The sequence below is a fragment of the Maribacter ulvicola genome, from assembly GCF_900155985.1.
GTDB classification, from domain to species: domain Bacteria; phylum Bacteroidota; class Bacteroidia; order Flavobacteriales; family Flavobacteriaceae; genus Maribacter; species Maribacter ulvicola.
The window spans coordinates 1,309,893-1,335,060 of record NZ_FTMA01000001.1; the positions used below are offsets into that span (position 1 = coordinate 1,309,893).

General features: G+C 34.9%; 25 protein-coding genes. 20 read left to right on the forward strand and 5 right to left on the reverse strand.

Features of this window, described 5'->3' with window-relative positions; all coding sequences use genetic code 11:
• The first annotated feature begins 1 nt into the window (after position 1).
• The 16 genes from BW936_RS05590 (at position 2) to tsaB (ending at position 14,753) form a co-directional block, all read left to right on the forward strand.
• Complete coding sequence (locus tag BW936_RS05590; RefSeq protein WP_076547298.1) at positions 2-583, forward strand: cytochrome c oxidase subunit 3; 582 nt, start codon at positions 2-4, stop codon at positions 581-583.
• 96 nt (positions 584-679) lie between these two features.
• Positions 680-1,654, forward strand: a complete 975-nt coding sequence (locus BW936_RS05595; RefSeq protein WP_076547299.1) for a cytochrome c oxidase subunit 3 — start codon at positions 680-682, stop codon at positions 1,652-1,654.
• 53 nt (positions 1,655-1,707) lie between these two features.
• Positions 1,708-2,091 carry a cytochrome C oxidase subunit IV family protein gene (locus tag BW936_RS05600; RefSeq protein WP_076547300.1) on the forward strand — a complete coding sequence of 128 codons (384 nt, stop codon included), beginning with the start codon at positions 1,708-1,710 and terminating at the stop codon, positions 2,089-2,091.
• A 124-nt stretch (positions 2,092-2,215) separates the two neighbouring features.
• Entirely contained in the window at positions 2,216-2,851 is a 636-nt protein-coding gene (locus BW936_RS05605) for a thioredoxin domain-containing protein (RefSeq protein ID WP_076547301.1), read from the forward strand.
• Positions 2,844-3,575, forward strand: coding sequence for an SCO family protein (locus BW936_RS05610; protein WP_076547302.1), 732 nt, complete (start codon positions 2,844-2,846; stop codon positions 3,573-3,575). The genes BW936_RS05605 and BW936_RS05610 overlap by 8 nt, the downstream gene beginning before the upstream one ends.
• Before the next feature lie 4 nt (positions 3,576-3,579).
• Positions 3,580-4,113: a DUF420 domain-containing protein gene (locus tag BW936_RS05615; RefSeq protein ID WP_076547303.1), complete on the forward strand. Its 534-nt coding sequence runs from the start codon at positions 3,580-3,582 to the stop codon at positions 4,111-4,113.
• The gene (locus BW936_RS05620) at positions 4,103-4,321 is read left to right on the forward strand and encodes a hypothetical protein (protein ID WP_076547304.1); all 219 of its coding nucleotides are present in this window, start codon (positions 4,103-4,105) and stop codon (positions 4,319-4,321) included. Before BW936_RS05615 ends, BW936_RS05620 begins: the two co-directional genes overlap by 11 nt.
• Positions 4,322-4,429: 108 nt before the next feature.
• Positions 4,430-5,677 (forward strand): ABC transporter permease, encoded by a 1,248-nt coding sequence (locus BW936_RS05625; RefSeq protein WP_076547305.1) that lies wholly within the window; start codon positions 4,430-4,432, stop codon positions 5,675-5,677.
• A 38-nt stretch (positions 5,678-5,715) separates the two neighbouring features.
• The gene (locus tag BW936_RS05630) at positions 5,716-6,972 is read left to right on the forward strand and encodes an ABC transporter permease (RefSeq protein WP_076547306.1); all 1,257 of its coding nucleotides are present in this window, start codon (positions 5,716-5,718) and stop codon (positions 6,970-6,972) included.
• A gap of 30 nt (positions 6,973-7,002) precedes the next feature.
• Positions 7,003-8,118 (forward strand): efflux RND transporter periplasmic adaptor subunit, encoded by a 1,116-nt coding sequence (locus BW936_RS05635; RefSeq protein WP_076547307.1) that lies wholly within the window; start codon positions 7,003-7,005, stop codon positions 8,116-8,118.
• Between the two features lie 95 nt (positions 8,119-8,213).
• Positions 8,214-8,915 carry an ABC transporter ATP-binding protein gene (locus tag BW936_RS05640; protein ID WP_076547308.1) on the forward strand — a complete coding sequence of 234 codons (702 nt, stop codon included), beginning with the start codon at positions 8,214-8,216 and terminating at the stop codon, positions 8,913-8,915.
• Entirely contained in the window at positions 8,908-10,137 is a 1,230-nt protein-coding gene (locus tag BW936_RS05645; protein WP_076547309.1) for an ABC transporter permease, read from the forward strand. Before BW936_RS05640 ends, BW936_RS05645 begins: the two co-directional genes overlap by 8 nt.
• 1 nt (position 10,138) lies before the next feature.
• The gene (locus BW936_RS05650) at positions 10,139-11,395 is read left to right on the forward strand and encodes an ABC transporter permease (RefSeq protein ID WP_076547310.1); all 1,257 of its coding nucleotides are present in this window, start codon (positions 10,139-10,141) and stop codon (positions 11,393-11,395) included.
• Between the two features lie 43 nt (positions 11,396-11,438).
• Positions 11,439-12,563, forward strand: coding sequence for an efflux RND transporter periplasmic adaptor subunit (locus tag BW936_RS05655; RefSeq protein ID WP_076547311.1), 1,125 nt, complete (start codon positions 11,439-11,441; stop codon positions 12,561-12,563).
• Between the two features lie 68 nt (positions 12,564-12,631).
• The gene (locus BW936_RS05660; RefSeq protein WP_076547312.1) at positions 12,632-13,972 is read left to right on the forward strand and encodes a TolC family protein; all 1,341 of its coding nucleotides are present in this window, start codon (positions 12,632-12,634) and stop codon (positions 13,970-13,972) included.
• Positions 13,973-14,057: 85 nt separating this feature from the next.
• The gene (gene tsaB / locus BW936_RS05665) at positions 14,058-14,753 is read left to right on the forward strand and encodes a tRNA (adenosine(37)-N6)-threonylcarbamoyltransferase complex dimerization subunit type 1 TsaB (RefSeq protein WP_076547313.1); all 696 of its coding nucleotides are present in this window, start codon (positions 14,058-14,060) and stop codon (positions 14,751-14,753) included.
• Positions 14,754-14,893: 140 nt separating this feature from the next.
• Here the strand turns inward: tsaB and BW936_RS05670 are convergent, their stop codons facing one another.
• From BW936_RS05670 to BW936_RS05685, 4 genes are all read right to left on the reverse strand, one after another.
• Positions 14,894-15,718 (reverse strand): mechanosensitive ion channel family protein, encoded by an 825-nt coding sequence (locus BW936_RS05670; RefSeq protein ID WP_076547314.1) that lies wholly within the window; start codon positions 15,716-15,718, stop codon positions 14,894-14,896.
• 77 nt (positions 15,719-15,795) lie between these two features.
• Positions 15,796-17,847 (reverse strand): thioredoxin domain-containing protein, encoded by a 2,052-nt coding sequence (locus tag BW936_RS05675; protein WP_076547315.1) that lies wholly within the window; start codon positions 17,845-17,847, stop codon positions 15,796-15,798.
• 67 nt (positions 17,848-17,914) lie between these two features.
• Positions 17,915-18,115, reverse strand: coding sequence for a dodecin family protein (locus tag BW936_RS05680; RefSeq protein ID WP_076547316.1), 201 nt, complete (start codon positions 18,113-18,115; stop codon positions 17,915-17,917).
• Positions 18,116-18,188: 73 nt separating this feature from the next.
• On the reverse strand, positions 18,189-19,100 hold the full coding sequence (locus BW936_RS05685) for a NifU family protein (RefSeq protein ID WP_076547317.1): 912 nt from the start codon (positions 19,098-19,100) through the stop codon (positions 18,189-18,191).
• A 123-nt stretch (positions 19,101-19,223) separates the two neighbouring features.
• On the opposite strand from BW936_RS05685, the gene BW936_RS05690 reads away from it, so the two are divergent.
• Positions 19,224-20,246: a PorP/SprF family type IX secretion system membrane protein gene (locus BW936_RS05690; RefSeq protein ID WP_076547318.1), complete on the forward strand. Its 1,023-nt coding sequence runs from the start codon at positions 19,224-19,226 to the stop codon at positions 20,244-20,246.
• A 46-nt stretch (positions 20,247-20,292) separates the two neighbouring features.
• Here BW936_RS05690 and BW936_RS05695 read toward each other — a convergent pair whose 3' ends face one another.
• On the reverse strand, positions 20,293-21,468 hold the full coding sequence (locus tag BW936_RS05695) for a vWA domain-containing protein (protein ID WP_076547319.1): 1,176 nt from the start codon (positions 21,466-21,468) through the stop codon (positions 20,293-20,295).
• Positions 21,469-21,670: 202 nt separating this feature from the next.
• Between BW936_RS05695 and BW936_RS05700 the strand changes: the two genes are divergently transcribed.
• The 3 genes from BW936_RS05700 to BW936_RS05710 are packed head-to-tail and all read left to right on the forward strand — an operon-like array spanning position 21,671 to position 25,120.
• Positions 21,671-23,872 carry a histidine kinase gene (locus tag BW936_RS05700; RefSeq protein WP_076547320.1) on the forward strand — a complete coding sequence of 734 codons (2,202 nt, stop codon included), beginning with the start codon at positions 21,671-21,673 and terminating at the stop codon, positions 23,870-23,872.
• On the forward strand, positions 23,869-24,600 hold the full coding sequence (locus tag BW936_RS05705) for a LytR/AlgR family response regulator transcription factor (RefSeq protein WP_076547321.1): 732 nt from the start codon (positions 23,869-23,871) through the stop codon (positions 24,598-24,600). The genes BW936_RS05700 and BW936_RS05705 overlap by 4 nt, the downstream gene beginning before the upstream one ends.
• Positions 24,601-24,610: 10 nt before the next feature.
• On the forward strand, positions 24,611-25,120 hold the full coding sequence (locus tag BW936_RS05710) for a gamma carbonic anhydrase family protein (protein WP_076547322.1): 510 nt from the start codon (positions 24,611-24,613) through the stop codon (positions 25,118-25,120).
• Positions 25,121-25,168: the final 48 nt, after the last annotated feature.

Here is a 25,168-nt window from a genome sequence, read left to right on the forward strand (position 1 = left end):
TATGGATTTAACACAAGGAACGGCAGAAGAAAAGAATGCAAGGGCTAAGAAGATGATGCTTTGGTTTGGTATTGTCAGTCTGTTAATGGGGTTTGCAGGGTGGACAAGTGCTTATATTGTAAGTAGTTCAAGAGAGGATTGGTCAAGTGATGTAGCATTACCAGAATCTTTTCTATATAGTACGGTTGTTATTATTATTAGCAGTATTTGCTATATGTTAGCGAAAAAAGCTATAAGTGCTGGTGATAATGCTAAAGGGACAAAATGGTTATGGATAACCTTAGGTTTGGGAGTTCTTTTTGTTATTTTGCAATTTTCAGGTTTTTCTCAATTGGTATCTGAAGGGTATTACTTTACCGGACCTACAAGTAGTATTAAGGTGTCCTATGTTTTTCTTATTGCAATGGTACATATAGTGCATGTTGTAGCTGGTATGATTTCCTTGTTAGTGGTATTGTACAATCAAAACAAAGGAAAATATAGTAAAGAGAACTATTTAGGTGTTACCTTAGGGGCAACATTTTGGCATTTCTTAGATTTGTTATGGGTCTATCTGGTGTTATTTATGTTCTTTATGAAATAAAAAGTGTATCAAAGTTAGTTTTGGGTCAAATTGCGTTTTTAAATAGTTCAAAAAAATGTAAATTTGCTAAAGTTTTATTAAAACGATAATTAGTATATGAATTCTACGGTGACTACGGGAACGGAAACAAGCGTATGGGGTGGTGGCAATCAGCCTTTAGGAGCAAGCTATGGCAAATTAATGATGTGGTTTTTCCTTGTGTCGGATGCGTTAACTTTCTCTGGATTTTTAGCGGCATACGGCTTTTCTAGATTTAAATTTATTGAAACATGGCCAATAGCGGACGAGGTGTTTACACACGTTCCTTTCTTTCATGGGAATTACCCCATGATTTATGTGGCTTTTATGACCTTTATTTTGATTATGTCATCTGTAACCATGGTATTGGCGGTAGATGCAGGTCATAAAATGAAGAAAAACGCCGTTATCTGGTATATGTTTGCTACAGTAATAGGTGGTATCATATTCGTAGGTTCCCAGGCTTGGGAATGGGGTACTTTTATTAAGGGCGATCATGGTGCATTAGAAACTAAAGGTGGTAGAATTTTGCAATTTGTAAAAGCGGATACGGGTGAAAGAGCTTCGTTGGCTGATTTTGCAGCTTCAATACCAGGTGAACGAATTATACATGAAAGAAAAAATGGTCTTTGGTTTTTTCAGGAACCAGCATTAACTAGTGTTTCACTAGAAGAGGTTGTTCAAGGGTTTAAAGCCAATTCTAATATTTTGATAAGAACTGAACTTATCAACGAAGAAGGTGAAAAGACGGTGCTTGATAGAAAATCTTCATTAGCTAAATTGGCAGAAGCAACACAGGTTGTTGAAGGGGCTAATTTAATTCACAATGAATATGGAAGTAGATTATTTGCAGATTTCTTTTTCTTTATTACAGGTTTTCATGGCTTTCACGTTTTCTCTGGTGTAGTACTTAATATTGTAATTTTCTTTAATGTTATTATGGGTACCTATGAAAGAAGAGGGCACTATGAAATGGTAGAAAAAGTTGGTTTGTACTGGCACTTTGTGGATTTGGTTTGGGTATTTGTATTTACCTTCTTCTACTTGGTATAATCCATTAAATGAATAATAGTATTACTGTAAATAGAATTTTAGATTAAAGAAACATGGCAGACGGACATAAATTAGAGATTTTTAGAGGACTTGTAAAGTTCAAATCTAATACACAGAAGATATGGGGAGTATTAGCGTTTTTAACGTTAATCACTGCGGTAGAAGTAGTTTTGGGTATTATAAAGCCAGTATCGTTAACAGATACCTATTTATTAGGTATGAAACTGATCAACTGGGTGTTTATTATTTTAACCTTGGTTAAAGCGTACTATATAGCATGGGATTTTATGCATTTACGTGATGAAAGATCTTCGTTAAGAAGAGCCATTGTTTGGACACCAGTATTCTTGGTTATTTATTTGACTATTATTCTTCTAGTTGAAGCCGATTATATTTATAATGTGTATAAAGATGGCTTCGTTAGTTGGAATTTCTAAGTTATAATTAACAGTATTAAAAGACGGTTTTACGACCGTCTTTTTTATTTTTGTATAGTTTGTGTTTTAATAGTTATGCTATTGAAATATAAATTTATATTTCAATAATTTCTCTTCTTTGTTTATGAAAAAGACTTTTGTTCTTGTTGTCTTATTTGTGCTGCCAATTGTTGCATATTTATTTTTTGCTTCGGGGGTAACTAAATTTGGGAAGTTGTCTAGGCTTACGGATAACATAGAAGAACTTGGATTTTCTGATCAGGTTAAATTTAAAAACAAGATTACCGTATTAGGCTTTTTAGGTTCTGATGTGCAGGGTAGAAAGGGTAATGCTTTTAATTTAAACCAGAAGATATATAAACGATTCTATCAGTTTAAAGACTTTCAATTTGTAATGGTCGTTGCTGAGGATACCAAAGACGAAGTTGAATCCTTAAAAAAAGAATTGGCAACTTTAGCTGATAACGATAAATGGAACTTTGTAGCCGCAGATGATTCTAAAATTACATCGCTATTTAATAGTTTAAAAACCGATATTGAGTTAGATGACAATAATAGTACACCCTATGTTTTTATCATAGATAAAGAATTAACCCTTAGAGGTAGATCAGATGATGAGGATGACGGTACAAAATATGGTTTCAATTCTAACTCTGTTGCAGATTTAAATAATAAAATGATAGATGATGTAAAAATCATTTTAGCAGAATATCGTCTCGCCTTAAAAAAGAATAATGTTGATCACGTAAAAAATGAATAAGAAATATACATACGTTTGGGTTTCCTTGATAGTTCTAATTTTTGGTATTATAGTAGTGCCTAAAATTGTTGATAGATTGTCTGGCGGCTCTATTGTAGAAAATGACCGGTTAAATACTGATATTAAAGATCTAAATAGAAAGTTAGGTTATATTTTAATAGATGGCAAACGAAGAAAAGTACCTTCTTTTGAATTTTTCAACCAAGACAGTGTTTTGGTATCTGATAAAGATTATTTAGGTAAGGTATACGTTGTAGATTTCTTTTTTACCAGATGTCCAAGTATTTGTCCGGTAATGACAACTAACTTAGTAGCTATACAAAAGCACTTTAAAGACGCTGACGACTTTGCCATAGCTTCATTTAGTATTACCCCAGATTTTGATACACCAAAGGTTTTAAGAGCTTATGAGGAAAAGTATGCTATTAATGGTGAGAGCTGGAACTTAATGACAGGAGATCATGATGGGATATATGAACTGGCAAATGCTGGTTTTAATATTTTTGCGGCTGAAATGCCTGATGTTCCTGGGGGATTTGAACATTCTGGTTTATTTGCCTTAGTAGATAAAGACGGATTTTTAAGATCAAGAATAGATGAATTTGGGAATCCCATAGTCTATTACCGTGGGGCTATTTTGGAAGAAAACGGAGTTAATGACCATGGAGAAAAAGAAGAAATCGGTATTCTGAAAGTTGATATCAAGAAATTGTTAGAAGAATAAGAATATGCAAGGGAACGTAAAGAACGAGAAAAGATTTAATAGATTAATAGCGGTGGTTTCTATTGTTATACCAATAGTTGTGGCCATTCTTTTTGGTGTTAAATTACCTAATGTTCAGCCTCTTTCTTTTTTACCTCCAATTTATGCTACTATTAATGGACTAACGGCTGTGTTGTTGCTGGTTGCGGTATGGGCAATTAAAAACGGAAATGAAAAATTGCATCAGAATTTAATGACTACCAATATTACGCTGTCTTTGATGTTTCTTATAATGTATATAGCGTATCATATGACTTCAGATTCTACCAGCTATGGTGGTGAAGGTGTAATTAAATATGTTTATTTCTTCATACTAATAACCCATATAGTACTTTCAATTGCATTGATTCCTTTAGTATTAAGAACTTATGCTTTGGCATATTTGAAGAAGTTTGAAGATCATAGGGCCTTGGCTAAATATACCTTTCCTATTTGGTTGTATGTAGCCGTTACCGGTGTGGTCGTTTTTTTAATGATATCCCCTTATTATGCGTATTAAAAAGATATTTTTATTGTTGCTGGTTTTGGTATTTTTATTACCTATTGATGTAGATGCGCAGTGTGCCATGTGTAGAGCGGTTTTAGAAAGTGAATCTTCTGGTAAAGCTGCGGAAGGTATCAATAATGGTATTGTGTATTTAATGGCGGTACCTTATGTTTTGGTAGCGGGGCTTTTCTTTTTTATCTACAAAAAAATGAGGGCTTAACCCTTTTCTATATTTTTATTACACTATTAGTGTAACAATTCTCTTTTTGATTAGTCTTATGATTGTGTGATAGTTGTATCGCATTCATCAATCAAACTAATCAATCTTATGTTCGACCTAGAACGTTGGCAAGAAATTTTCGACACTATTCGTAAGAATAAGTTACGTACATTTCTAACAGGACTTTCCGTTGCTTCAGGAATTTTTATTCTGGTTATTTTATTGGGTTTTGGTCAAGGCATGCAAAATGGTATAGCCAAAGAGTTTGAGCAAGATGCCGCTACAAGTGTTTGGGTTTGGCCCGGGGTAACCACTATTGGTTATAAGGGTATGAATCCTGGTAGACCTATCCAGTTCCGTAATGAGAATTATGATATGGCAGGTGTATTGTTCAAAAATCAAATAGAGAATAAATCACCAAGACTATTTGTGAGAAATATTTTCATAAATTATGGAAATGAAGCTTTAGCTTATAATGTTCAAGGTGTCTCTCCTCAATTTCAGTTTATTGAAAATGAGTATATGACATTGGGTAGATTTCTAAATCAGGAAGATGGGGATTCCAAGTCAAAAGTGGCGGTGATCAGTAATAAGATCAATCGTGAAGTATTTCATGAGTTAAAAAGTCCTATTGGGGAATATTTAGATCTCTCCGGCATTCCTTTTAAGATTATTGGTGTATATGGTGATATTGGTGGAGAACGCGAAGAGGATCGTATTTACATACCTGTAACCACCGCACAGCAGGTCTTTAACGGTGCAGATCATCTTAACAATCTTTCTTATACCTTGCCTCCCGTAGAAGATTTTGAAGCCGCAGTTGCACAATCCATCAAATTTAAGAACGAATTAAAATCGTATTTACAAAATGCACACACGGTATCTCCAGTAGATACTAGCGCCATACAAGTCTATAATCCCATGGAAGAGGCAAAACGTTTTTATGCGCTTATGGGTGGTATTAAATTTTTCTTTTGGTTTGTTGGTATATGTACCATTATCGCCGGTATTGTTGGTGTCAGTAATATTATGTTGATTGTAGTTAAAGAACGGACTAGGGAAATCGGTATTAGAAAAGCGTTAGGTGCTAAGCCTTTGTCCATAATTGGGATGATTTTACATGAAGCAATTTTTATAACCGCCCTAGCAGGTTTCACGGGGTTTATTTTGAGTATGGGCTTACTAGAAATTGTAGGTCCACATGTAGAGGTAGATTATATTTTAAATCCCTCGGTAAATTTCAATGTTGCATTGACTACGGTTTTTGTTTTAATATTTGCCGGAGCTATTGCTGGGTTCTTCCCTGCCTGGCGAGCGGCTAAAATTCATGTAATAGCAGCGTTAAGAGACGAATAATAAAAAAATGATAACGTATAATTAATTAAGACTTTACCATGTTCAATAGAGACCGGTGGAAAGAAATCTTAGAAGTATTATCTAGCAATGTGTTTAGGACATTGGCTACGTCTTTTGGCGTGGGCTGGGGCATATTCATTTTAATTATTTTGCTTGCTGCAGGGAAAGGATTGGAGAATGGTATTAGAGCAGATTTTGGAGATATTGCTACCAATACCATGTTCATGTGGTCACGTAATACAACCTTGTCCTATAAAGGATTGCCTAAGGGTAGACGCTTTAGTTTTAAACTGGAAGATGTACAGGCTATAAAAGATAATGTCCAAAACTTAAGATTCATCTCGCCCCGAAATCAGTTAGGTGGTTTTGGTGGAGGCAATAATGTGGTCAGAGGTTTAAAAACAGGTGCTTTTAACGTTTATGGTGACTACCCAGAGATTATACGGCAAGAACCTATGACCATTACTTCAGGTAGGTTCGTGAACTATAACGACATTCTAGGTAAACGAAAAGTAGCAATAATTGGCAATGGTGTAAAAAATGAACTTTATAATAAAGGTGAAACCGTTCTGGGAACTTATATAAAAATTCAAGGAGTGAACTTTATGGTAGTAGGTACTTATCAAAAAAAAGATGATGGCGGTGGTGAAGAAGGGCAGAAAGAAATTTATGTTCCGTTTACAGCTTTCTCGCAAGCTTTTAATATGGGGAATAATGTAGGTTGGATGGCAATAACCGCATTAGATGGTAGCTCAATTTCCAACCTTAAAGAGAAAATAGTAAGCGTCGTAAAAGACAAAAGAAAAATTCACCCAGATGATAAACGTGCCGTTGGATATTTTGATTTGTACGAACAATATAATCGAGTAGAAAGCTTGTTTAGTGCGTTGCGTTGGGTAGCCTACTTTGTGGGTGTGCTTGTACTATTATCCGGTATTATTGGGGTGAGTAATATTATGCTGATCGTTATTAAAGAGCGCACAAAAGAGATAGGCATTCGTAGGGCTTTGGGAGAAGCGCCTTGGTCCATTAAAAAACAAATTTTAATGGAGTCAATATTCTTGACGATCATATCAGGTATGATCGGAATTATATTTGGTGCCTTATTCATTTATGGTGTAAATGCAGTACTTGACTCCGTTGGTCCGGTAGACATGTTTGTAAACCCTAGTGTAAGTTTGGGCGTGGTAGTAACAGCACTTGTTATTTTAATATTTTCCGGCTTATTAGCGGGATTCATACCTGCACAAAGTGCCATTAAAATAAGACCCATTGAAGCTTTAAGAACAGAATAAAATTATCATCAAAATATAACCAATCAAAAAATGAAAAAGTCAACAACAATTATTATCCTGCTTATTATTGTACTAGCCTTTGGCGGGTCTATGTTTTATCTCTATTCAAAGAATGCGGAAAATCCTGTGGTTTACGTTACTGAAGAGCCTAGTAAACAAACGATTATTAAGAAAACAATGGCTACAGGTAGTATTCTTCCATTAGAAGAAGTGCTGATAAAGCCAAATATTTCTGGGGTAATAGAAAAGATTTTTGTGGAAGGGGGAGACTATGTAAAGTCTGGCGATTTATTATGTACCATAAAAGTAGTACCTAATCTAAGTGCTTTAAACGATGCTAGGAATAACATTGATGAAGCTAAAATTAATTTAGATGATCAATTGAGAAATCTAGATCGTCAAAAAGGATTGTATGCTAAAGGTGTAATTTCTAAAGTAGATTTAGAACGTGCCCAAGTAACTTATGACCAGTCTAAACAGACCTATGGTTCTGCCAATAAAAGATATGATATTGTAAAAACGGGTACAACCTCTGGGTATGGTAATGCTGCAAATACCCAAATTAGGGCAACGGTTAGTGGAATGGTGTTAGAGGTGCCGGTTGAAGTGGGTAATCAGGTAATTGAGAGTAATAACTTTAATGAAGGTACTACCATTGCAGCTATTGCAGATGTAGATAAAATGATTTTTGAAGGTAAGGTAGATGAATCTGAAGTGGGGAAAATAAAAGAAAATCTGCCGTTAGAAATTACCGTTGGCGCCATAGAGGATAAAGTGTTCAATGCCGTTCTAGATTATATTGCTCCAAAAGGAAATGAGGAGAACGGAGCCATTCAATTTGAAATAAAAGGGACACTAAAAAAACAAGATTCGGTATTTATAAGAGCAGGCTTAAGTGCTAATGCTTCTATAATTTTGGCACGTGCAGATAGTGTTTTGGCTATAAAAGAAGCATTAGTGCAGTTTGATGATACAACTAAAAAACCTTTCGTGGAAATTGCAACTAGTGACCAAGAATTTGAAAGAAGAGATATTGAGTTGGGTATAAGCGATGGTGTTCACGTACAAATCAATTCTGGCATAAAAGAAGGGGAAAAAATTAAGGTTTGGAATGAGTTAAAGCCCGACGAACTGGCTGAAAATTAATATTTTTAAAAAAAATAATTCAATTGGTGTAACAAATAATACACTACATAGTCTAATGAATAGGCAGTGTAAAATTGTTCAAAACAACAACCTATATGATTCAAATTAAAGATCTTCACAAGTCCTATAAAATGGGCAAGAATTCGCTTCACGTTCTTAAAGGAATAAATTTTAATGTTGAAGAAGGTGAGCTGGTAGCTATCATGGGTTCTTCTGGCTCGGGAAAATCTACCTTGTTAAATATTTTAGGAATGTTGGATAGCTCTGATTCTGGAGCGTATATTTTAGACAATGTTCCGATCAAAGATTTAAATGAAACCAAAGCTGCTAGATATAGAAATAAGTTTTTAGGTTTTGTTTTTCAATCGTTCAACCTTATTAATTATAAGAGTGCTGCAGAGAATGTTGCCCTGCCGTTGTACTACCAAAAAGTACCAAGAAAAGAACGTCAAGAAAAAGCTTTAAAATATTTAGAACAGGTGGGGCTTAAAGAATGGGCAGGTCATTTGCCTAGCGAACTTTCTGGTGGTCAAAAACAACGTGTTGCTATAGCTAGGGCATTAGCTGCTGAACCAAAAGTATTACTTGCCGATGAGCCTACAGGTGCATTAGATAGTAAGACTTCGTATGAAGTGATGGACTTGATTCAGAAAATTAACGATGCGGGAAATACCATATTAATTGTAACCCATGAGCCAGACATTGCAGACATGTGTAAACGTATTGTGCACTTAAAGGATGGGGTTATTATTGAAGATAAGAAAATAGAACAAGTAAGAGCCGAGCAATATGTTTGATAGAGACATCTGGCAAGAAATCTACCATAGTATAAGAAATAATAAACTTAGAACTTTTCTTACCGGATTTTCAGTTGGTTGGGGAATTTTCATTTTGGTATTACTCTTAGCTTCGGTAAAGGGTATGCAAAACGGATTCACACTGCAGTTTAATGATGACGCTACCAATTCTATTTTTGTGAGAACAGGTACAACCTCATTGGCCTACGGCGGATTTGAAGCTGGTAGAAGAATTCAACTTACAAATGATGATATAGAATATATTAAAAGAAGTTTTCCTAACGATATAGAGTATATAAGCCCCAGAGTATACAGAAATACATCGGCGCGTTATAAAAGTGAGACAGGTAGCTATACGGTTCAGGCGGTTTATCCTGATCACCAGGCTATTGAGAAAACCATTGTTAATAAGGGAAGGTTCATCAATACAAATGATTTGATCAACGCTTCTAAAGTTGCCGTCATTGGGAGAAAAGTTGAAGAGGATCTGTTCAAAAATGAAGATGCTATAGGCAAGTTTGTTGAGTTTAACGGATTACCGTTTAGAGTCATTGGTACTTTTACGGACGATGGTGATGATAACGCGGAACGTAACATTTATGCGCCAACCAGTACCTACCAAAGAATGTACGGTCAAACCGATCACATTAATCAGATTGCTTTAACGTACAATCCTAATTATGATTTAACGGAGGCACTAGCATTTTCAGAAAGGTTGGAAAATGTTTTTAAAAGGCGCTTTAAGGTAGCTCCTCAGGATCAAGCAGGAATAAGAATATTTAATTATGCAGAGGTTTTTGAAGATATCAGCAATTTTACGGGTGGTTTGGATATCGCAGTAATAATAGTAGGACTTCTAATCTTATTATCAGGTATTGTAGGTATCGGTAATATTATGGTGTTTATCATTAAGGAACGAACAAAGGAAATTGGTGTGCGTAAGGCATTAGGCGCAGAGCCATGGTCCATTATTAAATTAGTATTGTTCGAGTCTGTGTTTATAACGGCCTTATCTGGGTTTATAGGCTTGGGAATTGCAACAGGGCTATTGGCGGCTATAGGACCTAGTATTAAAACAGCAGCTTTTGCAAATCCGTCCGTGAGTATGTCAATGGTAGTGACTGCTACTGTAATTTTGGTCGTAGCAGGCGTTTTAGCAGGGTTGATTCCGGCAATGAAAGCATCAAGAGTTAAACCAATTGTAGCATTAAGCGATAAATAATATGTGGATATTTGATAGAGATTTATGGTCAGAGATTTTTGCCACATTAGGTAAAAACTTATTTCGCACATTTTTGACAATGCTGGGGGTTATTATTGCCATGATAATTCTTGTATTGCTTTTAGGTGGTGCAAATGGAATGAGCAACGGTTTTCAAAAAATATTTGCAGGTACAGCTTCTAACAGTCTATTTGTGTGGAGCCAAAGTACTTCAGAACCGTATAAAGGGTTTGAAAGAGGGAGAAGAATTCAATTTAAACTTGAAGACGCTACTATTCTTAAAGAACAGATTCCGGAAATAGAAGTTCTTGCTCCAAGAATTGAATTAGGTAGTCATAGAGGTGTGGTTACTGTCTACAGAAAAGGGTTAACTAGCGGTTCAGCAGTGTATGGGGATTATCCCAATATTGATGATATCATGAAAAAGAAACTGGTAGAAGGTAGGTTTCTTAATGAGAATGATATGACCAAGTCTAAAAAGGTCTGTGTCATTGGTGAGGAAACCTATAAGCTTCTATTTGAAAAAGGAGAAAATGCCATTGGTGAAGATGTTCGTATTAACGGTGTATTTTTTAATATCGTTGGGATATATAAACCTAACCAAAACATTAATATAGACGGAGAGAATTCAGTTTATATTCCTTTTTCAACATTTCAAAAAGCATTTGGATCAGGTGATAGAATGGGGTGGATGGCCATTTCGGTACAATCGGATACCAAGGTTCCCGTAGTAGAAAGTCAGATTAAACGTTTGTTGAAGAACAAATATGATATCAACCCTATAGATGAACGCGCTATTGGTAGTTTTGACATGTCTGAGGTTTTTAATAACGTATCGGCATTTACAGGGGTTTTGCAAGGGGTGTCTTTCTTTGTTGGTATTTTAACATTGCTTGCTGGTGTTATAGCTATTAGTAATATTCTTTTAATCACCGTAAAAGAACGAACTAAAGAAATTGGGATCAGACGTGCCTTAGGTGCCACACCTAAAGTTGTAAAAAGACAAATTGTACTAGAATCGATCGTAATTACGGTATTTGCGGGCTTTGTAGGTTTTGCCATCGCAGTAGGTTTTTTGGCAATAGCAAATAATATGATTGGCGAAAATAGCGATATGCCATTTTATAACCTTATGATTAATATACCACAATTTTTAGGTTCCTTTATTTTAATGGTAGGCCTCAGTGTATTAATTGGATTGATACCGGCAAATAGGGCCGTTAGAATAAAACCAATTGATGCCTTAAGGGAAGAGTAACAGATTATACAACAAGAAATAAATAACAATCAAATAGTTGAGCATGAACAAGTATGTAAAGTACGTATTAATAGGAATAGCAGTAATAGGGATACTGGCTGCAGTTGTCTATTTTTTAAAGAAGAATAGCACTCCTTTAAAAACATATGAAACGGAGACCGTAGAAAAACGAGATATTACCAATAAAGTGGTAGTTACCGGAAAGGTAATTCCACAAGATGAAATTGAGATCAAACCTCAAATTTCCGGTATTATACAAAAGGTATATTTAGAAGAAGGTGTACAGGTAAAAGCTGGAGACTTGATAGCTACTATAAAAGTAGTGCCTAATGAGCAGTCCTTAAACCAGGCACGTGGACGGGTAAACAATGCTAAAATTTCTTTAAACAATACAAAAATTGAATATGATCGTAATAAAACGCTTTTTGATAAAGGGGTGATCTCTAGTCAAGATTTTAATGCTTTGCAATTACGATTTGATCAAGCTACACAAGAACTACAGAATGCGCAGGCAGATTATCAGATTATTAGAGTAGGTTCTGCTGGCGGTTCGTCAAGTGCCAATACAAACATTAGGGCTACGGTAACCGGTACCTTATTGGAGATCCCCGTAGAGGTTGGTGATCAGGTTATTGAAAGTAATAATTTCAATGACGGTACTACAATTGCCTTTATTGCAGATATGTCCAAAATGATTTTTGAAGGTGAAGTTGATGAAGCCGAAGTAGGGAAGCTTAAAGTGGGTATGCCTTTAGAAATTAGCATGGGTGCTTTGCAAGATGAAAAGTTTAATGCTAATTTAAAGTTCATTGCGCCTAAAGGTGTAGAGGAAGAAGGTGCGGTTCAGTTTAAAATAGAGGGAGATTTAGTAGTATCTGACAGTACTAATATAAGAGCCGGTTATAGCGCAAATGCGGCTATTGTTCTAGAAGAGAAGAAAGATGTGCTTTCTATCAAAGAAGCATTGTTACAGTTCGATAAAGAAACCAATAAGCCATATGTTGAGGTGGAAACTGGAGAGAATGAGTTTGAAAAGAAAGAACTTATACTTGGTGTAAGTGATGGTATTGATGTGGAAATTGTTTCTGGGATAGATGAAAATGCGAAAATAAAAATCTGGAACAAGCTAGAAGCCAAGAGTGAAGATAATGGTCCTAATGAGGATTAAGAATAATCAATCATATCAAAAAACGAATCGTTCAACCTAGGTTATAGGTTGGTTTAAAAAAGAGTAAAATGAAAGTAAAAATCACAGGATTACTACTATTATGTTCTGTTGTACTGGGTATGGCGCAGCAAAAAAAATGGACGCTAGAAGAGTGTGTGTATTACGCTGTTGAAAATAACCTTACGGTAGAGCAATTTGAATTGGATTTAGAGAATGCTAAAATTGATAAATCTGATGCTGTAGGTGCATTATTACCTAATCTTAGCAGTTCCATTAGCGCTTCTGCTAATACCGGACTTGCATTAGATCCCACGACCAATAATTTAGTTTCTGCAACTATATTTTCAGCTTCAGGGAGTATGTCATCTTCTATAACTTTGTTTGACGGCTTACGAAATTATAATCGTATTGAAAGAGCTAAATTAAGCGCAATTGCCAATCAGTACCGCTTAGATGATATAAAAGATGATATTAAATTGAATGTGGCAAATGCTTATTTGCAGGTGTTGTCAAATAAAGAGTCTCTAAAAGTTTTTAAAGCACAATTGGCGGTTACCGAGCAAGATTTGAAAAAAACTAAAGAACTTGTGGAATCTGGTGTTGTGGCCCGTGGCGATTTATTAGAATTAGAGGCTACTGCGGCAGGTCAAGAACAACAAATTATAAATTCTCAAAATTTAATATTGATTTCTAAGCTTAATTTAGCACAGTTATTAAGTATTACCGATTATGAGAATTTTGAAATAGCCGAAGAAGAATTCGATATTCCGCCTTCCAATATTTTGGACAACTCTGCCAAGATTATTTTTGATACTGCTCTGACGTTTAGAAATGATATTAAATTTGCGTTGTCTGGAGTTGAACTGGCTCAGAAAGACTTGGAGATTTCCAAAGGGGCTAAATACCCTACTGTAGGGGCTTTTATAAATTATAACACAAGATATTCAGATCAGAATAATGACCCATTTACTGGCGAGCCAATTCCATTTAAGGATCAGTTATATATCAATGATGGTATTTCTTATGGTGCACAAATGAGCATTCCAATATTTAATGGTTGGAGTGTAAGAAATAATATTAAAAGATCACAAATTAGTGTTGATAGGGCTCGTATTGAATTTGAAAAGACAAAACTACAATTAGAGACCGATGTTAACCAGGCTTATGTAGATGTTACTAGTTTTTACAAGGCATATGAAGCTGCTCAAAAAACATTGGAGGCTAGAAGCCTTGCATATCAATATTCAAAAGAGAAATTTGATGTAGGGTTAATGAATTCGTTCGATTTTAGTCAGGCACAATCTAGAGTTGATAATGCCGAAGCAGAAGTAATCAGGACAAAATATAATTATATATTCAGATTAAAAATATTAGAATTTTACTTTGGAATTCCTATTTCACTAGAATAGTAAAAAAGAAAATTAAATTCTAAAGCCTGTAACATTTTCGTGTGTACAGGCTTTTTCATTTTACAGTAAGTAATACCTTTGTATTATGGGTATAGTATTAAATCTAGAAACATCATCAACAAATTGTTCGGTAAGTGTTGCTAAAAATGGCGAAATCCTTGCAATGAAAGAATTGAATTCCGTGAACTATTCGCATGCAGAGAAATTGCATGTGTTCATTGAAGAGGTAATGCAAGAAGCCTCCTTGAAAATGGAGGATTTAGAGGCTGTAGCGGTTAGTAAAGGACCGGGTTCCTATACAGGGTTAAGAATAGGTGTTTCCGCAGCAAAAGGCTTGTGTTATGCATTAGGTATCCCGTTGATTTCGATTTCTACATTGAAGAGTATGGCGTCCCAAGTTAAAGCCAAACAAGATGAGGTTTTGATTCCGGTTTTAGATGCTAGACGTATGGAGGTATATTCATCAGTTTTTGATGCAGCACTCAATGAAGTAAGAGAGACAAAAGCAGAAATAATTGATGAGCGGTCTTTTCAAGAATATATCAATACAAAACATATTCATTTTATAGGTAGTGGTGCCGAGAAAATTAAAGAAGTTTTTCCTTTGAAATCTATTACTTACCATTGTGAAATAGTCCCTTCTGCAAAAGAGATGGCAGCTATTTCATCAGATAAATTTAATGCTTCTGATTTTGAAGATGTAGCTTATTTTGAGCCTTACTATTTAAAAGATTTTGTGCTTCAAACTAAGAAAACAAAACCGAAAAGTAACTTAGGGTAAGCCAGGAAAGAATTAAAAACATAATTAATATTTCTAGAAAAACGTTGAAGCTCTTGGATATCAATAGGCCAATAAAAGTCTAGATATAAAAAGAGGTCCTTATATGATAAGGACCTCTTTTTGTAAAATTACATGGTAGTTTAACTTTGTACCTGTGTAATAACTCTTTGTGGAAACGGAATTTCAATTCCTGCTTCATCAAAACGTTTTTTTGTTTCTTCACGAAGGTAAAAGTGTGCAGGCCAAAAGTTATCGTTACTGGCCCACCATCTTAATGAAATGTCTACAGCGCTATCACCTAAATTTCCAACATATACCTGCGGAGCGGGAGTTGTAGCAATTTTCTCATTATCTGCACAAATTTGAAGAAGAATCTCTTTTGCTTTTTTAATGTTAGAGTTATACCCAATACCCACTACAAAATTTTCTCGTCTTGTGCCTTCGCCATTATAGTTTACGATATTATCATTTGATAATTTACCGTTGGGTACAATAGCAATTTGGTTCTCAAAAGTATTTAGTTTGGTAGTGAAAATAGAAATTTCCTTAACGGATCCACTAACACCTTGAGCAGAAATCCAATCTCCAATTTTAAATGGCTTGAATAATAGGATTAGAACACCGCCGGCAAAATTTGCTAAAGAACCTTGTAATGCTAAGCCTATAGCTAATCCTGCTGAAGCTAATATAGCTACTAGGGAAGAAGTTTGAACTCCTAATTGGGTTATTACCAATATGAATAAAATGATTTTTAAAGCAATACTTATAAAACTTTGCAAAAATGTTTCCAGTGCTTGATCATAATCTTTTTTAGAGAAGAATTTACGAACAAGTCTGTTGACTACTCTAATAATATAGATACCAATTAACAGGGTGAAAATAGCCCACAATAAATGGGGCAATGCTGCCCATATCCATTCTATTGCTTTGTCTGCATGTTCTTTAATATTTGTAATCTCGTCCATAAAATAATTTTTGTTTTATAGGGGTTTAACTTAAATATACCTTTCTGGCTAGATAGACCTGTTAGGTCATGATTTTGCTAATCATTTGAAGTAATAAGATCCAAGGCTTTTGATGTTTCTTCTACGGGCATTTGACAACTACCGTGATTGCAAACGTAGATAAGCGTTTTGTTCATTACATACCTATTCATTAGTAAAGGTAAGTTGCTATTTTTAGCATTTGAAGCAGCAAATATAGCGTTTGGCAAATAGTTTTTCATGAGGGTTTTGCAAATGAGTTCAAAGTTTTCACCGATAACGACCACTTCAAAGAAATTTTCGCTCATTAGCTGTGTCAATTGAAGCCAATTGGCATGATTTTGTGGATTTTCGGTAATCAATGGTTTCATAGTTTTCATCATTTGATCTAAGCGACCTTCAAAATTATCTTCAGGAAAATACTTTGAAAGTTTATGTAAATTATGAGCCATCATTGAGTTAGAAGAAGGAATAACATTGTCTGCAACTTCCAATGTCTTTCTAATAAGTTTATCCTCTTTATTAGATGTAAAAAAGAATAGTCCGGTTTCACCATCTGAGAAATTTTTAATGACATATTCTGTTAACTGGAAACTATGGTTTAACCATTTCTCGTTAAAGGAAACCTCATATAAGCTAATTAGCCCATCTATTATAGCCGCGTAATCTTCTAGAAAACCATGAATAGTGCTTTTTCCATTTTTGAAATTACGATACAAACCACCATCTTCAGCGGTCATTTGATTTAAAATGAAATCTGCATTTTTTATGGCGAGCGTTAAATATTTATCTTCTTCTAAATATCTGTAAGCATCGGTAAGTCCTTTTAAGGCTAGTCCGTTCCAAGAGGTTAAAATTTTATCATCTAATCTTGGTTTGTTTCTTTTGGCTCTCTCAGCTTTTAATAATGAAAGGCACTTAGAAATTATGTCTTGCAATTCTATTTTCGTGATAGAGTGCTTCATGGCAATATCCAATGCCTCTCCATCCCTGATCAATACATAGTTCCCTTCTTCCCATAAGCCATAAGAATTAATGTTAAAATAATCGGCAAATATTGGGTAGTTAGTTTGTAAAATAGCTTTCAGCTGATCCTCTTGCCACACATAAAAAGCACCTTCTTCTAATTTATGGTCCGGAGTTAAACTATCTGCATCTAAAGAAGAATAGAGTCCGTTGCTCTTATCTAATAGTTCTTCTTCTAAAAAGGTAATACTTTTTTCTACGACACTTTTGTAAAGGTCATTTTTAGTAGCGGCATATGCTTTTGCATATAAGCTTATTAATAACCCATTATCATAAAGCATCTTTTCAAAATGGGGAACATGCCACTTGGTGTCCACGGAATACCTAGAGAACCCGCCACCAATATGATCGAATATGCCTCCCCAGGCCATTCTGGTTAAGGTGGTATTCACATATTCATTAATAGTATTGTCCTGTTTTGCGTGAGAAAAGTATTGTAAAAAGTTGAGGTTGGTAGGCATCATAAATTTTGGAGCCCGTTTATAACCACCTAAAAAGGTGTCAAAATATTTAGACCATTCTGCAACCATGACTTCAATTTCTGAATCTTGAATTAAATCTTGATTTTCGCCTGAGGTTATGGTATTTATTTCTTTTAGTCCGGTTGCCATGTTCTCAGCATAACCAATTATTTTTTTTGGGTCTTCAATATATAATTGTTGAAGTTGATTCAATACTTGTATCCATTCTTGTTTTTTTACAAATGTTGCTCCCCAGAAAGGCCTACCGTCAGGTAATGCAAGAATATTCAATGGCCAACCGCCACTACCGGTCATCATTTGTAAGGCATCCATATAAATATGGTCAATATCAGGTCTTTCTTCCCTGTCTACTTTAATGTTTATAAAATGGGCATTCATGGTTTTTGCAACTTCTTCATCTTCAAAACACTCATGCTCCATAACATGGCACCAGTGACAAGCGGCGTATCCAATACTAATAAGAATAAGCTTGTTTTTTTCTTTAGCTTTTAGTAAAGCATCATCGTTCCAAGCTTCCCAATTTACAGGGTTATGTGCGTGTTGTAGTAAATACGGACTACTTTCCTTTATTAGATTGTTAGTGTGCTTCTGTTCAGTGGGCATGGCGTATAATTTATTTTTATAACAAAAAAAAGCGCCTTATGGCGCTTTAAATCCTGTAAGGTAATTGCTAATTCACTTCAAAAGTGATTTTTACATTCACTCTATAATTTTTAATTTTTCCGTCTTCAACGGTAGCACTTTGTTCGTTGATATAAACCGATTTTATATTCTTTACCGATTTAGATGCTTCTGCCACGGCTTTTTTAGCGGCGTCTTCCCATCCGTTATCAGAATTTGCTAATATTTCAATTACTTTTAAAACTGCCATAATTATATGTTTTTATTAGTTTATGTTAAGATACAAAAACGTGAAACAAAGTTTAGTTCAATACATTGATAAATTAGCCGTTTAACGCAACTACCTCATTGATCTTTTCTCCCATCATGTTTTTTAGCATGGTTTCTATTCCGTTTTTTAGTGTAAAAGTTGAAGAAGGACAACCACTACATGCACCTTGTAATATAACACTTACCGTTCTGGTATCAGCGTCATAAGATTGAAACATAATATTGCCACCGTCACTAGCTACTGCCGGTTTTACGTATTCTTCTAAAATATCAACGATTTCTTGAGATGTTTCGTCAAGTTCTATTGTATTCTCGGCAGAAACTGTTTCTGAAACCTGTGCCTCTTTACCAATGGCTTTGGCATTATCTGCTACAATCTCCTTGCCGTCAGCAATGAAATTTCTAATTACTTCACGTAATTCAATGGTAATATCATCCCACTCTGCAACTTCAAATTTAGAAACAGAGACGTAATTCTCATCAATAAAAACTTGCTTTACAAACGGAAACTGAAATAACTCCGTAGCCAATTTAGAATCTCTTGCTTCATCAATATTCTTAAACTCGAAAGCTGATGCTACTATTTTCTTGCTCGCTACAAATTTCATAGTAGCAGGGTTAGGGGTAACCTCTGCATAAACGGTTACCGGTACCGGTTTGTCCATGTCTTCTTCTAAAACTATAGGCTCGCCGGCATTTAAATACTCAACCAACTGTTGGGCAACTTCATCTTTTACATCTTCCCACTGTACAATGTCATAACGTTCAAGCCCAATAAAATCACCAGAAATGTATACTGTTTTAATAAATGGCAGATGAAATAATTGCTGTGCTAAAGGGGAATTTTTGGCATCGTCAATATTCTTGAATTCGTAATTCTTTCGTTGAACTAAGATATGATTAGTTTCAAACTTTAATATATTTGGGTTATTGGTCTTTACAACCGTAATGGAATACTCTTTCATCTCTCAATAATTTTATGCAAAAATACGAAGGAAATCTTACTTTGCCCCAACATAATAATGTTGAGGTTAACTCGTTATACACTTTATATTAGTGAAACTAAACCTTAGTTTTAAAGTCCCAAGATGAGATACCACATACTTGTATTGTTTACCGTGCTAATGATTGGATTAAAATCTACTGCACAAGAAGGTATTCCTGTATACTTTGATTATTTATCTGATAACTATTATTTAGTTTTTCCATCTATGGCGGGAATTGGCGAAGGAGGGAAAATTAGGGCTACTGCTAGAAAACAATGGTTTGATGTTGATGATGCCCCAAGTTTACAGACCATAAATGCACATTTTAGATTAGGAGATTCTCCAAGTGGTATTGGTGCAATTATATTTAATGATGCCAATGGATACCATTCGCAATCAGGATTAAAGTTGACATATGCCCACCATTTAAGAATAGGTAGTAAAGATGTGAGGATTTTAAATCAACTTTCCTTTGGCTTAAGTGCCACAATTTTGCAAAGTAGTTTAGATGAGACCGAGTTTAGGTCGGCTATGCCGGATCCAGCGGTTTCTGGTATAAAATTAAGCTCTTCTTATTCTAATGTTGATATTGGGGTTTCTTATAACTTTCAGGAATTTTATACCCATTTTGCGGTTACCAATGTACTTACCGGTAGTAAACGAAATGTATATTATAGAGATAGAGATGATAACCCAGATGAGTTGGTTATTGATAATATTAGAAGATTTTTAATATCCGCAGGCTACGTTTTTGGTAGAAGTGAATGGCAATTTGAGCCTTCTATACTTTTTCAATTAACAGAATTTACAAAGGAAAAAAGCATGGATATCAACGCTAAAGTGTACAAGGATGTAGATTTTGGACGTATTTGGGGCGGACTATCCTATAGACGAAGTTTTGAAGGAGCGCAGTTTCAAGATGGTGCTTCTTTTGGAGAACAACGCTTGCAGCTGGTTACCCCGATTGTTGGTGCTAATTTCAATAACTTTATGGTTTCATATAACTACTCATACCAAATGAACGATTACCGTTTTGATAACGGAGGTTTTCATCAAATTACGTTAGGGTATGATTTTGGACAAACGGAGCGTAAGTATGATTGTTACTGCCCAGCTGCAAATTAAATATAAAGGCCTGTACTTATAGTAGCAGACCTTTTGTTAGTTCAATTTATTCCCAGCTATAATTTTTTGTTGAAGCTTGCTTTTTTATCGCCTTGATCATGGCGTTTTCCAATTCGCCCGACTTTTCACTCGTTTCATGTTCAGCAATGTAAGCCAATCGTTTCTTGTTATATTCTTGTATTTCTTTTTGAATATTTTCCCTTTCATTCTTTTTTAGTTCAACATACATTTTTATTTCGCTTTCGTTTTTATCTTGTAACTCTTCTGGTAATTCATCGTTTTCCACAGAACTTATTTCAAATTCGGCATCATCAAACGCATCTACTAAATCCCATTTCTTGTTATTATACAGTCTTGAACTTTTACTAACCGCTCTTTTAACGGCAACCGCTTCTTCCATCTCTAACGCATTGCTGTCTTGTACTTCTTGTGCGATAATCTTTGATTCACCCATTGATCCGTAGGAAACGTACGTGGTGTTTAATTTAGAGTTTAATTTGATAATGATGTCGTCATAGGGTGTTTCTATATGCACTGTCTTTTTATTATGGTCGATAGCTATATACTCCCCACCAGACAATGATGCCCCATTTTTCCACTCGGTATTGATACCTAGTTCATAATTTCCACAGAAAATAGTATTTACTACAACATCTTTCTCATTTGCATTTGCCAATGCAGTTTTGTAATTATATCTACCCTGAGTAAAAGGTTCGTTACCTGCAATAAAAATCATACGAAGTAAATCAGGATTTTTATTCCACGGTAATTGATGTAGTGAGGTTTGTAGCACTTTACCACAATATTCTTCACCGCCATTGGTTGTCAAAGAAAATAGCTTTTCAGATATTTCATCTAAATCGCTACTAAAACCTAATACTTGTTGTATGTATCCTTCCTTGGCAGAAAGGTTGTCATTTCCATATTGGTACAGCGCTATTTGTAATTCTGGCCTGGCGTCATTACCACATTTGGCATAACTAAATTCGTTTACAATATCCCATAGTTGAGATTTAGCTTGGTTTATTAAACCGTCCATACTATTGCTAGTATCCAACAATAATGCTATTTGTACAATATTAGCTTTTTTCAACTCTTTAGTGTCTATTGCGTGTGCAATTAGTTCAATAGGCTTTTTCTTTTCATTTGTATTACATGCATATATGGTAGATAATGTTAGTAATGCTATGCCTATTGATCCAAGTTGTTTAAATGTTTTCATCATTTTCGTTTTAAAATCATAGCCAAACTAAGGGCAAAGTATTTCTTGTAATAACGTTAATGAGTAAACGTGCTTTTCAACTTAGTAAAGTGGTATGTAGAGTTTGTGAACTTATATTATAACGAGTTTAAAATAGCTATTATGCGTATTTGTCATTTTTTAATACCACAATATTCAGCTAAGTTTACCGTAGTATTAGCAGATGAAAAACTATAGTATCTACATATTAATTTGTTTTGTATTTGGTTGGAACATGCTTCTTTCGCAAACTCATAATGATGCCTTAAAATTTAATTTAAAAGGTAGGGTAGAGGTGAGAAACACGGGCGAGCCTATTTCTGGTGTATCAGTATCAAACCAAATGGGAGTTTTTGTTGTAACTAACGCACTTGGAGAGTTTGTAATAAAAACTAGAATTGGAGATCAGCTCATTATAGAGCATGGTGATATTGAAACGCTGAGGTATGATGTGAAGAAGAATGATGATGTTTTAATTTTGGTTGAGGATTTTGATTCATCATCAATTGGTAGGTCTAAATCTGTACCAAACATATCGGTAAAACACCAGCAGTTATTAGATGCTGCAGAAGAGTACAAAACAAAGGATATTAAAAGAAGTATAGATTTGGTGACCCAATCTATCTCAATTCTTGGAAAAAGAGGGCGAAAGAAAGAGTTGGCACGATCGCTTTCTAAACTTGGCGAAATCTATCAATACCATAAGCAATTAGATTTAGCTATTGATAATTATGAAGATGCCCTAGAAAATAATAAAACTATAGCTACTTCTCTATTACTAGGTAGAGCCTATAATCTAACCTCTAGGTTTAGTGAAAGTATTGATCTTTTATATCCACTATTGGATTTCAAATCTATGCCGCCACAACAAAGTGTTGTATTATATGAATTAATGGGCGATGCTAAAAAAGGAGAGGGTAAAACGCAGGAAGCTTTAGACTTTTACAACAGGGGTTTGTTGATAGCAGATAAAAACCAGATCACATCAAAAATGATCGATTTAAATTCTAAAATTGCCGATACATATTCGTTGGGAGATTTGTCTATGGAGGCTGAGGCGTATTACGGTAATTCGCTAGAGTTAGCCAATAAATCCGCACCAAAAAGAGCTTTACAAGAGAAAGAAAAAGTAGCTGATTTTTACAATACTAAAAGTCGATATAACGAAGAGATCAACATGCGTAAAAGCAGTCTTCAAGAGCTTAAAAAGCTGAAATCTCCAAATGCTGGTGTAAAAAAAATAGATTTTGGAGATACGATAACCTCTCAGCGTATAAACTATAAAATAGCAAACGCCTACATTTCTCAAGATAGGTATAACGAGGCTATACCTTTTTTGGAGAAAAGTATTGTAGAGGCAGACTCAGATGATGATTTGGTAGTGCAAAAAGATGCTACTAGAAAACTGTCTGAAGTGTATAAGGTGAAGGGTGATTTTACCAAAGCTTTAGATACGTATCAAACATATGTAGCATTGGTAGATTCCTTGTATGTGCGTAAAGAACAAGAAATTTCAAGGGCAACTCGTTTTAATAGGGAAATTTCAAGTGCACAAAATAGGCTTAAAGGTTTAGAACAAGAACGAGAACTATCGCAAAGTAAATATGACCTTGCGTTAACAGAGCAGGAGCTAGTTAAAGAAAGTAATAAACGCCAACAATTAGTGATATACTCACTGATATTTGGACTCCTATTAACCTTACTTGCCGCTTTTTTCTTTTATCGAAGTAATCAGCAACAGAAACTGGCAAACAATCTTTTAGCATTAAAATCATTGCGGTCTCAAATGAATCCGCATTTTATATTCAATGCGTTGAATTCGGTAAATAATTTTATATCTAAAAGTGATGAACGTAGTGCCAACAGGTATTTAAGTGATTTCTCTAAATTAATGCGCTCGGTTCTTGAAAATTCTGAAGAAGATTTTATTCCCTTAGAAAAGGAATTGCAACAGTTAGAGCTGTATATAAAACTAGAACATTCTCGCTTTGAAGATAAGTTTGATTACCAAATAAGTGTAGATGAGAATGTGCAGGTTTCTAAGTTTCAGATTCCGCCTATGTTATTACAGCCATATATAGAAAACGCTATTTGGCACGGATTGCGATATAGGGATGAAAAAGGGGAGCTGTTGGTTACCATAAAGGAGAATATTGCAGATTCTATAATTATAGCTATTACGGATAATGGTATTGGTAGAAAAAAATCTGCCGAGATTAAAACCCAAAACCAACGGAAACAGAAATCTAAAGGAATGGGAATCATTAAAAAACGTGTGGCGATCCTAAACGATATGTATACCGATAAAGTAGATATTAAAATTTCAGATTTACAGTCAGACGGTACGGGAACTAAAGTCCTGTTTATTTTAAAAAGAGAAAAATGAGCTTAAACGCAATTTTAGTAGAAGATGAGGCAACTAGTAGAGAAATTCTAAGAAACTATATTGGTAAATACTGCCAAAATGTAAACTTATTGGGAGAGGCTTCATCAATTAAAGAAGCGCTAGTATTGATTAAAAATAATGAACTAGACCTAGTGTTTTTAGATGTGGAGATGCCTTTTGGTAATGCATTTGATCTACTTGATCAGTTGCCGGATAGAACTTTTGAAACCGTTTTTGTAACCGCATATGACCATTATGCAAAAGATGCCTTGAACAACCATGCCGCGTATTATTTGACAAAACCCATTAATATAGATGAGTTGGTAAATGCGGTAGATTATGTAGAAGGTGTTCGGGAAAAAGAAGCAAGTTTAGAAGGAGAGGTGCTAAGGACGAAATCTAACGGAGTAGAAGGGAAGTTGACATTGCCTCAGCAAGACGGATTTCAAGTATTGAATATTGCTGAAATACTATATTGTAAGGCAGATGATAATTATACGGAAATTTACTTGTTGAACAAGAAGATATTGGTAAGTAAGACATTAAAGTATTTTGAAGAAGCGTTAACGGAATACCCTTTTGCGCGTGTACATAAATCTTTTTTGGTAAACGTAAACGAGGTAGTAAAGTATAAAAAAGGAAAGGGAGGTAGCGTAGTAATGTCCAACGGAAAAGAGGTCATGGTATCCGCATCAAAAAAGAAAGATTTTCTTTCCTATTTTAATTAAACGAATTACAATGATAAAAGCTGTTAGAGGTAAGGAGCCTATTATAGGAGAAGATTGTTTTATTGCTGAAAATGCAACCATAGTAGGTGAAGTGAGTATGGGTAAGCAATGTAGTGTATGGTTTAACGCTGTGTTACGCGGTGATGTGCACTACATAAAAATGGGAGATAAGGTAAATGTACAAGATGGTGCCGTAATACATTGTACATATTTAAAATCTCCTACTATCATAGGTAATAATGTGTCTATTGGGCATAATGCTATTGTACATGGATGTACTATTCATGATAACGTGTTGGTAGGTATGGGGAGTATTATAATGGATGATTGTGTTGTGGAAAGTAATAGTATTATAGCTGCTGGAGCTGTACTTACAAAAGGGACCCATGTACCAAATGGAAGTATTTTTGCCGGTATGCCAGCAAAGAAAATAAAAGATATTAGTCCTGAATTAAGTGCTGGTGAAATCAATAGAATTGCTGAAGCATATACCATGTATTCCGTTTGGTTTAAGGAATAAAGGTTGACTCAAAAAACCAATTACCTGTTGCAATCTGTCTAAAATACG